Genomic DNA, 14,671 nt, shown 5'->3' on the forward strand with positions numbered 1-14,671 from the left:
GTCGCGCTCAGCGCCGCGATCGTCGGGGCGTGACGAGCGCGGTCGCGCCCACGCCGACGAGCCACGCGAACAACCAGCCCAGTTGCAGCGCGCCGCCCCCGCCGCCGCCATCGCCGCTCGACGCGGGCGGCGTGATGACGGGAGACGGCGCCGTCAGCACCACCTGGGTCGTGTCCGTCGCGCCGGCGTCATCGGTCACGGTCAGCTGCACGGTCGCGCTGCCGTAGGCACTGAACTGCAGCGTTGCGCTCGCGGCGTTGTTGGCGCTGGTCAACGCGGCGACGTCGGTGCCGGAGACGACGCTCCACGCGTAGCCGATCACCGTGCGGCCGGCCGCGGCGCTCGAACTGCCGCCATCGACCGCGATCGGCGTCGCGAGGCCGACGCTGGTGGTGGCGGTGTCGATGTTCGCATTCAGGATCGCCGCGTTGGCGACCGCCGCACCGGCGTCGAGCAGGCCGGCGCCGCAGGTGCTGGTGGTGCAATAGCACTCGCTGCCCTGCGCAACGCTGGTCGGCGCGGTGCAGGCCGTCACGCCGGGGCCAGCGCCCGTGGCCGGGAACGGCCGTGCGGTCGCCTTCAGCTTTTCAAGCACCTGCGCCGGCGTCAGCGTCGGGTTCGCTGACAGCATCAGCCCGACCGTGCCCGAGACCAGGGGCGCCGAGAAACTGGTTCCGAGCGACGCGTTCGCGCCGGTGTCGGTGTAGATCGCACCGGCTTCGCCGGCCACCGGGGCGATGTCGCCGCTGTTGCTGGTGGTCAGCAGCGGAAACAGGCAGTTGCCGCTCAGGTTCACGCAGTTGCCGGCCGGCGCCGCGATCGCGACCTCGGGTCCGAGGTCGGAATAGCCGACCTTGGTCCCGGCATGACGGACGCCCGCAACGGCAATGGCGCCAGGACAATTGGCCGGCGTCCCGACGGCCACCCCCTCGTTGCCCGCGGCCACCACGACCACCACCCCGGCCGCGTTCAGCTGCTGTATCACCTGGCGGTACGAATCACTGCACACGCCGGTGGAGCCGAGGCTGAGGTTGATGACCTTGGCGGGGTACGGGTTCGCCGTCGGCGTGCTGCTCAGGCCCGCGGCCCACAGCATCGCGGCCTGGATGTCCGAGTCGAAGCCGCCGCACTTGCCGAGCACGCGCACCGGCAGCAGCATCACGTCGCGGCCGGCGCCGGCCATGCCGATGCCGTTGTTGGTGGCCGCGCCGATCAGGCCGGCGGTCTGCGTACCGTGCCAGGTGCTCGAGCCGATCTCGGCGGTGGTGCAGCCGCTGATCACCCCCACATCGGCTGAGGTCACGCCATCGCCAGGATCGCTCGGGTCGCTGTCGCGGCCACTGCCGTCGTTCGCGGTCGGCACGTTGCCGATGAAGTCGTAGCCGGGCCGCAGCTTGGGCGCCAGATCGGGGTGATCGAGGCGCACCCCGGTGTCGAGCACCGCGACCACCACCCGGCGCTTGCCGTTCGTGATGGCCCAGGCCCCTTCGGCATTGATCGCCGAGACGACGCTGGTCGCGTCGACGATCGTCGCGCTGGTCGGCGGGCGCAGGTACCACTGGCCGACGGTGGGATTGGTCGACGCGCTGGCCGCGTACAGCGGATCGTTCGGGACCGCGAGCGCGTGCTTGCGGCCATCGACAACGGCGAACTCGACATCGTCCTGCGCGGCCAGCCGGTCGGCCAGCGCCTTGGAGCCGAGGCCACGGGCCTTCAGCACCTGCATGTCCGAGCCGATCGTGCGGCCGTCGGTGAGGGTCAAGCCGAGCCGCGCCGACAAGACCTGGGCGTGCTGCGCCGGCGCGTTCGCAGCTGAGGCGGCGCGCATCAGCACCGCATCCCGCTTGTACTTGACGATGACGCGGGCCTCGCTCTCGGGCGCGTCGACGACCGTGCGGGCAGCGGACCCACGCGGCTTCGGCCCCCGTTCGGTGCCCGCACCGGGCAGCGCGGACGCGCAGACGCACACGAGCGCCAAAAGGGAAACGGCCCAAGCGGGGCGACGGCGGGAAAGCGTCTTCATGAACAGGTCACCTGGGAATTACGTCCCGAGTGTAGAGGCAGCCGTCCACCCCCAAACCGCGCAAAACGCACGCTTTCGCCCGTGTTTTCGCGCCCTAGCGAATCAGCAGTTGCGGCGCCGCGGCGGTCCCGCCGACGAGCACCGAATAGACCTTGTTCGCCGTCAGCGGGCTGGTACTGGGCGTCGGCGCCGGGATGTTGACGCTCGACGAAACGAGTCCGAAGGCCGTCGCGTTCGTGCTGCCGGCGATGCTGGCGTAGCCCGAGGCGGCGCCGGGCTGGGTCGCGACGCCGACCGGCGTGTTGTTGGCGGTCAGGGTCAGCGCGCCCGGCCCGCCGGTCACGCCGTTGAGCATGCGCAGCTTCACGGTGGTGGCGTCGGTCGGGGCACGGTTGTCGTCGGCGATCAGGCTCGCGACCGCGGCGCCGCCGTCCTGGTAGACCAGCAGCGTCACGTCGGCACCCGCGGCCAACGCGGTCGCCGGGGCACCGACGGACTGGCCGCCGACGGTGATGTTCAGCGCGCTGCCTGCCGGCACCAGCGTGTAGGCGAAGCCGAAGGTCGGCGACACGCCGCTGTCGATCGGCGTGCTGCCGGTCGAGGCCGCGACGGTGACGCCGTTGGCCACCGCGCCCGCCAGACGCACCCGCGTGTTGGTGTTGCGCGCGGCGCTGTAGGTGCCTTGCTGGATCAGCGTGGAGCCGTTCATCAGCGAGCCGCCGACGGTCGGCGTCAGCGCGACCGTGGCGATCTGCTGGCTTTCGAGCACGACGTTCGGGATGTCCGCGCGCAAGTCGGTCTTGCTGCCGGCGGCGGTGACGCGCACGCGGTACGTGCCGGGGCTGTAGGTCAGCAACGAGGTAGTCTGGTTGCCGGTGGTGCTGCCCAGGCTCACGGTCGGGGCCGAGACGGTCGCGAGGTCGGTCGACGGATCGGTCACGTAGATGTCGATCGCACCGGCTTCGGGCGCGGCGTCGTAGACGCGCAGCTGAGCGGCGCCCGACGTGGGCAGCGTGTAGTCCTCGTTCAGCACCACGGTCTTGACCGCGCCGCCCGACTCATAGGCCAGCAGCGTGTAGTGATTGCCGCCCGTCAGCGTCGGCACGGTGGTGGCCAGTGCGGTGCTCGAGCCGGCGTCGTTGAGCTGCAGTGTGACGCTGCCGCTCGCCGGCGTGACGTACGCGCTGGTGGTGTCGCTGGCGACCGCGGTGGCAGCGGACGACGACGCGTTCACCAGCAGGTCGAGCGACGCGTGGGTCAGCGTCGCGTTCGCCACGCGCAGGGAAGCGTTGCCCGACGAGTCGCCGCCGCTGCCGCCACAACCGGCCAGCAGGGCGCCCAACGCCACCACACCGACCCACGGCCACCACTTTGAATTCTTCACGTCACACGTCCTTTGGAGTTTGGTTTCACACGAAGCCGCCCGCTCCCGGCAGCGGGTCCACGATTGGGCCCGGGCGTCGCAGGAGGTGAATTTCCGCTCGGTGACCGGCCGAAAAGTTTTGTCAACAACTCACGCGGGCGCCCTCATGGCAACGCTTCTTTACGCCGCGCACGCGAATGCATTCAGGCCAGCGCGTATGCTTTGATCGCCGGGGCTGCCAACCCCTCGATCCACTCAGGAGCCAGACCATGCGCCAAGCCCTTCACCCACTGCTGGCCGCCGCCGCGGTCGGTGCGGCATGCGCCGCACCCGCGGCCTTTGCGGCCGAGTACGCCACCGTCGTCTCGTCGACGCCCGTCACCGCCACCGTCCCGGTGCAGCGGCAGAGCTGCAGCGACTCGCAGCAAATCGTGCAACCCGCGCCCAGCGGCGCCGGCGCGGTGGTCGGCGCCATCGCCGGCGGGCTGCTCGGCCACACGGTCGGCGGCGGCTTCGGGCGCGCGGCCGCCACCGGGATCGGCGCCGTCGCCGGATCGGTGATCGGCAACCAGATCGAGGCCGATGGCCAGCCCGCCACCGCGGTGCCGGTGCGGCGCTGCCAGACCGCCACGCGCTACGAGAACCGCGTGGTCGGCTACGACGTGATGTACGAATACGCCGGCCAGCGCTACAGCACGCGACTGGCGCGCGACCCGGGGCAGCGGCTGGCGGTCAGCGTGCAGCCGGCCGATGTGAACGGCAACGCGGTTCCCGCGCCGGTGATGTCGACCCCGGTGCCGACCTACGACACGCCGGTGGCGAGCGCCGAGCCCGCGCCGCCGCAGCCGGTCTACTACGACCCGCTGCCGCCGCCGGTCTATTACTACCCTGCCGCGCCGTACTACTACGGCGCGCCGTCGATCAGCTTCGGCATCGGCTACGTTGGCGGCTGGCGCGGCGGGCGGCACTGGCGCTGAGCGAAAGCGGTTCGATCGGCCATGAAGAAGGGCGCCCTCGGGCGCCCTTCTCGTTGCTGCTGCCGCTTACTTGGCGACGACGCGCACCATCTCGAGCACCTTGTTCGAGTAGCCCCACTCGTTGTCGTACCAGGACACGACCTTGACGAAGGTGCCGTCGAGCGCGATGCCGGCCTCGGCGTCGAACACCGAGGTCATCGACTCGCCGCGGAAGTCGGTCGAGACGACCTTGTCCTCGGTGTAGCCGAGCACGCCCTTCATCGCACCCTGGGACTGCGCCTTCATCTCGGCGCAGATCTCCTTGTAGCTCGCCTCCTTGACCAGCTCGACGGTCAGGTCGATCACCGAGACGTCGGAGGTCGGCACGCGGAACGACATGCCGGTCAGCTTCTTGTTCAGCTCCGGGATCACGACACCGACGGCCTTGGCCGCACCGGTCGACGACGGGATGATGTTCTCGAGGATGCCGCGGCCGCCGCGCCAGTCCTTGTTCGACGGGCCGTCGACGGTCTTCTGCGTCGCGGTGGTGGCGTGCACGGTGGTCATCAGGCCGCGCTTGATGCCCCACTTGTCGTGCAGCACCTTCGCGACCGGCGCCAGGCAGTTGGTCGTGCACGAGGCGTTCGAGATGATCGTCTGACCGGCGTAGGTCTTGTCGTTGACGCCGAAGACGAACATCGGCGTGTCGTCCTTCGATGGCGCCGACATGATCACCTTCTTCGCGCCCGCATCGATGTGCTTCTGGCCGGTCTCCTTGGTCAGGAACAGGCCGGTGGCCTCGACGACGATGTCCGCGCCGACGTCGGCCCACTTCAGGTTCGCGGGGTCGCGTTCCTGCGTCAGGCGGATCTTCTTGCCGTTGACGATCAGGGTGTTGCCGTCGACCGCGATCGTGCCCTTGAAACGGCCATGCACCGAGTCGTACTGCAGCATGTAGGCCAGATACTCGGGCTCGAGCAGGTCGTTGATGCCGACAACCTCGATCTCCTCGAAGTTCTGGATGGCGGCGCGGAACACCATGCGCCCGATGCGGCCGAAGCCGTTGATGCCGATCTTGATGGTCATTTGAAAATCTCCTTGGAGGACTCAGGGTTCGGAAAGCGGGGCATGGCGCCGGCGGCGGTCAGGGACGGCAGCCGATCTGGCCTTTCTTCAGATTCTCCACGTAGGTCAACTCGCCCGGGCAGACCGGGCGCGTCGCCGGCGCGGCGGCGTTCGGCTTGGCGCTGCACTGGAACGCGCCGGTCTTCTTGTTGACGCTCTTGGCGACCAGCGTCCAGCCGTCCGGGCAACGCTGCGGTGCCGCAGCCTTGGCCGGTGCGGCGGCGGGTGCAGCCGCCGCCACGGCGACCTTGGCATGCAGTTGCTCGCCCAGGCATCCCAGCAGCGGCAATGCGCGGCGCGGCTCGACATCGACGGTGTAGTTGCCCGGCTTCTGGTAGACGTGCGTCATCGCCATCGTCGCGTCCTTCTCCTGGTTGACCTTGAAGTCGTCCTGCACGCCGTCGCCGAAGCGCACACGCACATTGCAGTTCAGGCCCTTGCTGATGTCGAACTGCGCCGTCAGCGTGACCGGCTGGCCGACGCGCGCGGTGGCGGGCTCGACCTTGATCGCGGTCAACGTTTGCGCCGCAACGGGCGCGCAGGCCAGCGCGGCGGCGGTGGCGAGGAGTGCCAGGGTGGCACGGATCGGGGCGGCGTATCGGCTCGGGGTCATGGTCGTTGTCTCAGTCGACTTCTACAGGGAAAGGACGCGGGTGCGTCGGGGAAAAATTCGATCGCGAGCCGAGTCGCGCTTCAGCGCTTGCCGAGCGCCTGACGGACCGTGGCCACGACATTCTCGGTCGTGAAGCCGAAGTGCTTGAACAGCACCGGGGCCGGCGCCGATTCGCCGTAGGTGTCGATGCCGACGACGGCCGCGCAGCCGTACTTCCACCAGCCGCCGGTCACGCCCATCTCAACCGCGATCCGCGGCACGCCCTTGGGCAGCACGCTGGTCTTGTAGGCCTCGGTCTGGCGGTCGAACACCGTGGTCGACGGCATCGAGACCACCGTGACGGCGATGCCGCCGTTCTCGCGCTTGGCGAGCTCCTGCTGCGCATGCAGCGCGAGCTGCACTTCCGAGCCGGTCGCGATGATCACCGCCTGCGCCTTCTTGTTCAGGCCGACCTCGCTCGGCTCGGCCAGCACGTAGCCACCTTTGGAGATGCCGTCGAGCGACTTCTTCGGCGCGTACGGCAGGTTCTGGCGCGACAGCAGCAGCGCGCTCGGGCGGCCGGTGTTCTCGATCGCACAGGCCCAGGCGATCACGGTCTCGGCGGTGTCGCACGGGCGCCAGACGTCCAGCCCCGGGATCAGCCGCAGCGACGCGGCGTGCTCGATCGACTGGTGGGTCGGCCCGTCCTCGCCGAGGCCGATGCTGTCGTGCGTGAAGACGTGGATGACGCGCTGCTTCATCAGCGCGGCCATGCGGATCGCGTTGCGGCTGTAGTCGCTGAAGGTGAGGAAGGTGCCGCCGTACGGGATCAGCCCGCCGTGCAGCGCGATGCCGTTCATCACCGCGGCCATGCCGAATTCGCGCACGCCGTAGTTGATATGGCGCCCGCCGTTCGAGCTGCCGTCGGCCTCGAGGCGGAACGGCGCGGTGCTGCTGGTGTTGGTCAGGTTCGAGCCGGTCAGGTCGGCGCTGCCGCCGATCAGCTCGGGCAGCGCCTTCGTGAAGGCCTCGAGCGCGAGCTGGCTGGCCTTGCGGCTGGCGACGGTCTCGGCCTTGGTCTGCGCGGCGACGGCGGCGTCGACCACCGTCTGCGACCAGTTCTTCGGCAGCTCGTTGTCCATGCGGCGCGCGAACTCGACCGCGAGTTCGGGGTAGGCCTTGGCGTAGGCGGCGAACGCGTCGACCCAGGCCGTCTCGTCGGCCAGGCCCTGCTGGCGCGCATCCCACAGCGAGTACGACTCCTCGGGGATCACGAAGGGCTCGCTGGTCCAGCCGATCGCCTCGCGGGTCAGCTTGATCTCGTCGGCGCCGAGCGCCTCGCCGTGGGCCTTGGCCGTGCCGGCCCGATTCGGCGAGCCCTGGCCGATCACGGTCTTGCAGCAGATCAGCGTCGGCCTGCCGCCGCCGGGCCCGGTGCCGCCGCCCTGGGCGATCGCCTGCCGGATCGCCGCGTCGATCGCGTCGGCGTCGTGGCCGTCGACATCGGCGATCACGTTCCAGCCGTAGGCACGGAAGCGCTCGGGCGTGTTGTCGACGAACCAGGGCTTGACCTGGCCGTCGATCGAGATGCCGTTGTCGTCGTACAGCGCGATCAGCTTGCCGAGCTTCCACGCCGCGGCCAGCGCGGCCGCCTCGTGGCTGATGCCTTCCATCATGCAGCCGTCGCCCAGGAACACGTAGGTGTGGTGGTCGACGATGGCGTGGCCATCGCGGTTGAATTCCTTCGCCAGCAGCTTCTCGGCCAGCGCCATGCCGACCGCGTTCGCGATGCCCTGGCCGAGCGGGCCGGTCGTGGTCTCGACGCCCGGCGTCAGGCCGTGCTCGGGGTGGCCCGGCGTCTTGCTGTGCAGCTGGCGGAAATTGCGCAGCTCGCTCATCGGCAGGTCGTAGCCGGTGAGGTGCAGCAGCGCGTACAGGATCATCGACGCATGGCCATTGCTGAGCACGAAGCGGTCGCGGTTGGCCCACTGCGGGTTGCCGGGGTTGTGGCGCAGGTGGCGGCCCCACAGCGCGACGGCCATGTCGGCCATGCCCATCGGGGCCCCGGGGTGGCCGGAATTGGCCTGCTGCACCGCGTCCATCGCGAGCGCGCGGATCGAGTTGGCCATCAGGGTCGCGTTGGTGGTGTTGGAGTGGGTGGCCATGCGGGTCCGTTGCGGGTGGGCGGAAAGCCCGCCATTTTAGGGGCGGCCGTCGGCGGGCCCCGGGGCGCGCGCCGCCCGCCCGGCGGGCCCCGGATAATCCGCGCGATGCACGGACTGCACCTGACCGCCGACCTGCGCGACTGCCCCGTCGCCCGCGCGCCGATGACCGAGCCCGACGCGCTGCGCCGCCTGTGCGTCGACGCCGTGCACGCAGCGGGCCTGCAGCCGGTCGCCGAACTGTTCCACCGCTTCGCGCCGGCGCCCGGCGTGCGGGCCGGTGCGCCGGTGGGCATCACCGGGGTGGTGCTGCTGGCCGAATCGCACCTCGCCGTCCACACCTGGCCCGAGATCGGCGGCGTGACGCTGGATGTCTACGTCTGCAACCTTGGCGGCGACAACTCGGCGCGCGCGCACGCGCTGCTCGAAGCGCTGCTGGCCGCGTTCGCGCCGGGCCGGGTCGAACGCCATGCGCTCGAACGCGGTCGCGAGGGGTCGTCATGAAGGCCATCATCCTGGCGGCCGGCCGCGGCCAGCGCATGCGGCCGCTGACCGACCACACGCCGAAACCGCTGCTGCCGGTGCGCGGCAAACCGTTGATCGAGTGGCACATCGAGGCGCTGGCGCGAGCCGGCGTGCGCGAGATCGTCGTCAACACCGCGTGGCTGGAGGACCAGATCGTCGCGGCGCTCGGCGACGGCGCGCGCTTCGGCGTGGCGCTGCGGTATTCGATGGAAGGCCGCGACTTCGGCGGCGCGCTGGAGACCGCCGGCGGCATCGCGACGGCGCTGCCGCTGCTGGTCGACCACGCGGACGAGCCGTTCTGGGTCGTCTCCGGCGACATCCATGCGCCGGACTTCGGCTTCGACGCCGCGGCGGTCGAGCGCTTCGCCGCGGGCAGCGCGCAGGCGCACCTCTGGCTCGTCCCGAACCCGCCGTTCCATCCTCGCGGTGACTTCGGCCTCGACGCCGACGGGTACGGCCTGGCCGATGGCCCGGGGCCTGACGGCCGCACCTGGACCTATGCCAACTTCGCACTGATGCGCGGCGCGCTGGTGGCCGGCGTCGTGCCCGGCACCAAGGTCGCGCTCGCGCCGCTGCTGTTCGACGGCATGCGCCAGCGGCGCATCACGGCCGAGGTCTACACCGGCGCCTGGGAGAACGTCGGCACGCCGGCGCAGTTGGACACGTTGAATCGCTGATTCGCGCACTATGATGGCTGCAGGAGCAGCCGCCCCGGATCACACGAGAGCGCGGCACGAGGATTGCTGATCGTTGGGACCCTTCTCCCGGGCTGGCCGCACCGAGCGCAGCGGCTGGCCGTCGATGTGTGCGCCATGAACGAAGGAACCCCCCGATGAACGCCAAAGCCACCGCCGCCGAGATTTCGGACGCCGCCCAGACCGCCGTCAACGACGCCATCAGCGGCGCCGAGGACATGCTCACCCAGGCCGCCAACAGCACCGGCGAACGCGCCGCCGAGCTGCGCGCCAAGGCCATGCAGCAGCTGAAGGCGCTGCGCGCCAAGATCGACGACGCCCAGTCCGCCGCCGTGCAGAAGGGCAAGGCCGCCGCCACCGCGACCGACGACTACGTGCACGAGAACCCGTGGCGCTCGATCGTCGCTGCCGCCAGCGTCGGCGTCGTGATCGGGCTGCTGATCGGCCGTCGCTGATCTGGCTCCCGAGACTCGCGAATGAGCCGTGACGACCCAGGCCTGCTGGAGGCGTTGACGCGCCTCGGCGGCGGCCTGTTCGGCATGCTGCAGAGCCGGCTCGAGCTGGCCAGCATCGAGCTCGGCGAAGCGCGCGCGCGGCTGGTGTTCACGCTGGTCGCTGCGTTCGCCGCGGCGCTGCTGCTGGCCGGCGCGGCGCTGGCGCTCTCGGCCTGGATCGCCCTTGCGCTGTGGTCGACGCTGGGCTACGCGGTGCTCGGCTGGATCGCGCTGGTGTACCTCGTGGCCGGCGTCGCCGTGCTGCTGTGGCTGCGCGAGCGGTTGCGGGGTCACCCGCCGCTGCTGGCCGACACGCTGACCGAGTTGCGCAACGATGCCGCGTTCATGCGCGGCGAGGCCGCTCCGGAGCCGTCCAGCGCGGCGCCCGAGCGGCGTTGAGGACCGCGTGATGACGATGATGGACCGCGACGCCCGCAAGCAGTTGCTGCTCACCCGCATCGCCTTCGAGCGCAGCATGCTGCGCAGCGATCTGGGCCGCGTGCGCCAGGCCGCGAGCGTGCCGCACTTGCTGCGCTCGGCGCTGCCCGGCGGCGTCGGGCAGGCGCTGTTCGGCGCGAACCAGCTGCCGGCGAACACCGCCGGCTGGCTCGCGTTGGGGCTGGGGCTGCTGCGCCGCTACCGCACCGCCGCCGCGCTGGTCGGCGGGCTGGCGCCGGCGTTCGGCCTGCGCCGCAGCCTGCGCAGCGCGCGCCGGCTAGGCGTCGTCGCGCTGCTGGGCACCGGCGCCTGGTACGCGTGGCGCGTGTTCAAGCGCCCCTGAGCGGGCGCGCGGCGTTCATTGCGCGATCGGTGCGCTGATCGCGTCGATCCGCGCCATCACCTCGGGCGTCAGCTTCGCGATCACGTCGACCGCGCCCAGGTTCGCTTGCAGCTGCGACAGCTTCGACGCGCCGGTGATCACGGTGCTGACACGCGGGTTCTTCGCGGCCCACGCGATCGCCAGCTGCGCGACGCTGCAGCCCAGCTCCGCCGCGATCGGCGCCAGCTGCTCGACGGCGGCGAGCTTCTTCGCGTCGGTCAGGCTCTTCGCGAGGTAGCCCATGTTCTCGAGCGCGCCGCGGCTGCCGGGCGGGATGCCGTCCTTGTACTTGCCGGTGAGCAGGCCGCTGGCCAGCGGGCTCCAGGTCGTCAGGCCCAGGCCGATGTCATCGTAGAGCCGCGAGTATTCCTTCTCGACCCGCTGGCGGTGGAACAGGTGGTACTGCGGCTGCTCCACCACGGGCTTGTGCAAGTGATGGCGGTCGGCGATGTCCCACGCGGCGCGGATCTCGCCGGCGCTCCATTCGCTGGTGCCCCAGTAGAGCGCCTTGCCCTGCGTGATCATGTCGCTCATCGCGCGCACCGTCTCGTCGATCGGCGTGGCCGGGTCGGGGCGGTGGCAGTAGACCAGGTCGATGTGGTCCAGACCCATGCGCTGCAGCGAGCCGTCGATGGCCTGCATCAGGTACTTGCGGTTCAGCGTGTTCTTGCGGTTGATGCCGGCGCCCTCGGTCGCCAGCCCCCAAAAGAACTTGGTGGAGACCAGGTAGTTCAGACGCGGCCACTTCAGCGCCCTGAACGCGGCGCCCATCACGCGCTCGCTCTCGCCATTGGCGTAGACCTCGGCGTTGTCGAAGAAGTTGACGCCGCCGTCCATCGCGGCGGCCAGCATCTCGGTCGCGGCGGCCGTGTCCACCTGGTTGTGGTACGTGACCCAGGAGCCGAGCGAGAGTTCGCTGACCTGCAGGCCGCTGCGGCCCAGTCGTCGGTATTGCATGGTGTGTTCCGATGTTCGTGTCGAGAGTGCGGCGAGGTTAGCCGATGCACCACGCTGCCGCTGACGCGGCGTGGCCCGGCTACAGTTCGGGCATGGATTCCTCCGTCTACCCCGCGCGGCGCGCGCGACTCGCGGCGGCCTTGCGCGCGGCCGGCGGCGGCGTCGCCGTCATCCCGACCGCGCCCGAGCGCAACCGCAACAGCGACAACGACCACCCGTACCGCCACGACAGCTCGTTTCACCACCTGACCGGCTTCGACGAGCCCGGCGCCTGGCTGGTGCTGAACGCCAGCGGCGCGTGCGCGATCGGCTGCCGCGCGAAGAACCCCGAGATGGAGATCTGGGAAGGCGTGCGGCTCGGCGTCGACGCGGCGCCCGCCGCGCTCGGCGTGGACAGCGCGTTCGACATCGAGACGCTCGACGCCTTCATGCTCGAGTGGCTCGCCGGTGCGCCGGCGGTCTGGTTCCCGTTCCAGCCCGGCGCGGGCGTGGCGCCGCGCATCGACGGCTGGCTCGCGACGCTGCGGTCGCGCGCGCGCAGCGGGGTCGAGGCGCCGGCCGCGGTGCGCGACCTCGCGCCGCTGCTCGCCGAGATGCGCGTGCGCAAGGACGCCGCCGAACTCGCGACGATGCGCCGCGCCGCGCAGATCAGCGCCGACGCGCACGCCCGCGCGATGCGCTTCTCGGCCGCACGCTTCCGCGCCGCGCCGGACGGCACGGTGCGCGAGTACGAGATCGAGGCCGAGCTGCTGCACGAGTTCCGGCGCCGCGGCGCGCAGAGCCCGGCGTACCCGTCCATCGTCGCGGCCGGCGCGAACGCCTGCGTGCTGCACTACGCCGCCAGCGACGCCGAGTTGCGCGCCGGCGAGCTGTGCCTGATCGACGCCGGCTGCGAGCTCGACGGCTACGCGAGCGACATCACCCGCACCTTCCCGGCCGATGGCCGCTTCACGCCGGCGCAGCGCGAGCTCTACGACATCGTGCTCGCTGCGCAGCGGGCCGCGGCGGCCGTCACCCGTCCCGGCGCGCGCCACCTCGACGCGCACCACGCCGCGGTGCGCGTGCTCACGCAAGGCATGCTCGATTCGGGGCTGCTCGACCGCGACGCGGTCGGCGGCGTCGACGATGCGATCGCCGCGACCGCCTACCGCCAGTTCTACATGCACGGCACCGGCCACTGGCTGGGCCGCGACGTGCACGACGTGGGCGAGTACCTCTCGCTCGGCGAGGCGCCGGTCGAGCGGCTCGATGGCGCCGGCCGCACCATCCACGCCAAGCCGTCGCGCGTGCTCGAAGCAGGCATGGTCGTGACGCTGGAGCCCGGGCTGTACGTGCGCCCGGCGCTCGGCGTGCCGGAACGCTTCTGGCACATCGGCATCCGCATCGAGGACGATGCGGTCGTCACGGACACCGGCTGCGAGCTGATCAGCCGCGGCGTGCCGGTCGAGGCCGGCGAGATCGAGGCGCTGATGCGCGACGCCGCATGACCACCGACTACGAGGAGATGTTCGAGCTCGCGCCCGTGTCGCTCTGGCTCGAGGACTACAGTGCCTTGCACGAGCTGTTCGCGACCTGGCGCGCCGTCGGCGTGACCGACCTGCGCGCGCACCTGAACGCCGACCGCACGCGCGTGGCCGAGTGCAGCCGCTGCCTGAAGGTGCTGAAGGTCAATCGCCGCACGCTGACGCTGTTCGGCGCCGCCGACACCGCGCAGCTGGTGGCCAACCTCGACCGGGTGTTCCGCGATGCGATGCTGGAGACGCACATCGAAGAGCTGGTCGCGTTGTGGGACGGCAAGCTCGCGTTCGCCAGCCAGACCGTCAACTACACCCTGGACGGGCAGCGCCTGGACATCCTCGTCAACGGCAGCGTACTGCCCGGCCATGCCGACGACTGGTCGCGCGTGTTGGTCGCGATCGAGGACGTCACCGAGCGCAGCCGGGCCGAGGTGCGCGTGGCGCAGTCGGAGCGCTACGCGCGCGGCCTGTTCGAGGATTCGCCGGTCTCGCTGTGGGTCGAGGACTTCAGCGCCATCAAGCGCCTGCTCGACGACCTGCGTGCCCGCGGCATCGAGGACTTTCGCGTGTTCACGCAGGTGCACCCGGAGTTCGTGACCCGCTGCATGCAGGAGATCCGCGTGATCGACGTGAACCGTCGCACGCTCGAGATGTTCCACGCGCCCGACAAGGACACGCTGCTGCGCAACATCGACCGGGTGTTCCGCGACGAGATGCACACGCCGTTCGCCGAGCAGCTGATCGACCTGTGGCACGGCAAGCTGATGCAGCACCGCGAGGTCATCAACTACCGGCTCGACGGCGAGCTGATCAACGTGCTGCTGCAGTTCTCGGTGCTGCCCGGCGCGGAGCACGACTGGCGCCTGGTGCAGGTCGCGCTGATCGACATCACCGCGCGCAAGAAGGCCGAGGCCTACCTCGAATACCTGGGCAAGCACGACGTGCTGACGCAGCTGCGCAACCGCGCGTACTTCGAGGACGAACTGCACCGCGTGGAACGCAAGGGCCCGTGGCCAGTGACGATCGTCGCGATCGACCTGAACCGGCTGAAGGCGACCAACGACCAGGCCGGCCACGCCGCCGGCGACGCGCTGCTGCGCCGCGCCGGCGAGGTGCTCGGCAAGCTGGCGGACAAGCCCGCCTGCGCCGCGCGCATCGGCGGCGACGAGTTCGTGCTGCTGATGCCGGGCGAGGACGAGCGCGCCGGCACCGCGATGATCGAGCGCATCCAGTCGCTGGTGGACCTGAACAACCAGTACTACCCCGGCGCGGTGCTCAGCCTGGCGATGGGCTGCGCGACCGCGCGGGCCGGCGAGCGGCTCGAGGCGATGGTGTCGCGCGCCGACGACCGCATGTTCGCGGCCAAGCGCGACTTCTACACCCAGTCCGGCATGGACCGCCGCACGCGGCCGGCACCGCTGGACGACTGAACGACTGCCCGC

The 14,671-nt window shown here is 70.7% G+C and carries 14 protein-coding genes; 8 read left to right on the top strand and 6 right to left on the bottom strand.

What is annotated here, in order from left to right; translation table 11 throughout:
* Nucleotides 1–7: 7 nt before the first annotated feature.
* Both ASC76_RS12935 and ASC76_RS12940 read right to left on the bottom strand, forming a co-directional pair.
* Nucleotides 8–2,023 carry a S8 family serine peptidase gene (locus tag ASC76_RS12935; protein WP_082549079.1) on the bottom strand — a complete coding sequence of 672 codons (2,016 nt, stop codon included), beginning with the start codon at nt 2,021–2,023 and terminating at the stop codon, nt 8–10.
* Between the two features lie 94 nt (nt 2,024–2,117).
* Nucleotides 2,118–3,407 carry a DUF4397 domain-containing protein gene (locus ASC76_RS12940; RefSeq protein ID WP_082549081.1) on the bottom strand — a complete coding sequence of 430 codons (1,290 nt, stop codon included), beginning with the start codon at nt 3,405–3,407 and terminating at the stop codon, nt 2,118–2,120.
* Nucleotides 3,408–3,655: 248 nt separating this feature from the next.
* On the opposite strand from ASC76_RS12940, the gene ASC76_RS12945 reads away from it, so the two are divergent.
* Entirely contained in the window at nt 3,656–4,363 is a 708-nt protein-coding gene (locus tag ASC76_RS12945) for a glycine zipper 2TM domain-containing protein (protein ID WP_056466236.1), read from the top strand.
* A gap of 66 nt (nt 4,364–4,429) precedes the next feature.
* On the opposite strand, the gene gap is transcribed toward ASC76_RS12945, so the two are convergent.
* The 3 genes from gap to tkt form a co-directional block, all read right to left on the bottom strand.
* Nucleotides 4,430–5,428, bottom strand: a complete 999-nt coding sequence (gap, locus tag ASC76_RS12950; RefSeq protein WP_056466239.1) for a type I glyceraldehyde-3-phosphate dehydrogenase — start codon at nt 5,426–5,428, stop codon at nt 4,430–4,432.
* Between the two features lie 58 nt (nt 5,429–5,486).
* Complete coding sequence (locus tag ASC76_RS12955; RefSeq protein WP_056466242.1) at nt 5,487–6,080, bottom strand: PKD domain-containing protein; 594 nt, start codon at nt 6,078–6,080, stop codon at nt 5,487–5,489.
* A gap of 80 nt (nt 6,081–6,160) precedes the next feature.
* Complete coding sequence (tkt, locus tag ASC76_RS12960) at nt 6,161–8,224, bottom strand: transketolase (protein WP_056466245.1); 2,064 nt, start codon at nt 8,222–8,224, stop codon at nt 6,161–6,163.
* A gap of 105 nt (nt 8,225–8,329) precedes the next feature.
* Between tkt and speD the strand changes: the two genes are divergently transcribed.
* The 5 genes from speD to ASC76_RS12985 all read left to right on the top strand — a co-directional run bounded on the left by speD (nt 8,330) and on the right by ASC76_RS12985 (nt 10,716).
* Entirely contained in the window at nt 8,330–8,725 is a 396-nt protein-coding gene (gene speD / locus ASC76_RS12965) for an adenosylmethionine decarboxylase (RefSeq protein WP_056466248.1), read from the top strand.
* The gene (gene murU / locus ASC76_RS12970) at nt 8,722–9,423 is read left to right on the top strand and encodes an N-acetylmuramate alpha-1-phosphate uridylyltransferase MurU (RefSeq protein ID WP_056466251.1); all 702 of its coding nucleotides are present in this window, start codon (nt 8,722–8,724) and stop codon (nt 9,421–9,423) included. The genes speD and murU overlap by 4 nt, the downstream gene beginning before the upstream one ends.
* A 155-nt stretch (nt 9,424–9,578) precedes the next feature.
* Nucleotides 9,579–9,896 (top strand): YqjD family protein, encoded by a 318-nt coding sequence (locus tag ASC76_RS12975; protein WP_056466254.1) that lies wholly within the window; start codon nt 9,579–9,581, stop codon nt 9,894–9,896.
* Nucleotides 9,897–9,917: 21 nt separating this feature from the next.
* Complete coding sequence (locus ASC76_RS12980) at nt 9,918–10,334, top strand: phage holin family protein (RefSeq protein WP_056466258.1); 417 nt, start codon at nt 9,918–9,920, stop codon at nt 10,332–10,334.
* Between the two features lie 10 nt (nt 10,335–10,344).
* The gene (locus ASC76_RS12985; RefSeq protein WP_056466261.1) at nt 10,345–10,716 is read left to right on the top strand and encodes a hypothetical protein; all 372 of its coding nucleotides are present in this window, start codon (nt 10,345–10,347) and stop codon (nt 10,714–10,716) included.
* Between the two features lie 15 nt (nt 10,717–10,731).
* Here ASC76_RS12985 and ASC76_RS12990 read toward each other — a convergent pair whose 3' ends face one another.
* Nucleotides 10,732–11,712 (bottom strand): aldo/keto reductase, encoded by a 981-nt coding sequence (locus ASC76_RS12990; RefSeq protein WP_056466265.1) that lies wholly within the window; start codon nt 11,710–11,712, stop codon nt 10,732–10,734.
* A gap of 92 nt (nt 11,713–11,804) precedes the next feature.
* On the opposite strand from ASC76_RS12990, the gene ASC76_RS12995 reads away from it, so the two are divergent.
* Nucleotides 11,805–13,199 carry an aminopeptidase P N-terminal domain-containing protein gene (locus tag ASC76_RS12995; protein ID WP_056467404.1) on the top strand — a complete coding sequence of 465 codons (1,395 nt, stop codon included), beginning with the start codon at nt 11,805–11,807 and terminating at the stop codon, nt 13,197–13,199.
* Nucleotides 13,196–14,659, top strand: coding sequence for a sensor domain-containing diguanylate cyclase (locus ASC76_RS13000; protein ID WP_235580424.1), 1,464 nt, complete (start codon nt 13,196–13,198; stop codon nt 14,657–14,659). Before ASC76_RS12995 ends, ASC76_RS13000 begins: the two co-directional genes overlap by 4 nt.
* Nucleotides 14,660–14,671: the final 12 nt, after the last annotated feature.

The organism is Rhizobacter sp. Root404 (genome assembly GCF_001425865.1).
Taxonomy (GTDB): Bacteria; Pseudomonadota; Gammaproteobacteria; order Burkholderiales; family Burkholderiaceae_C; genus LMDS01.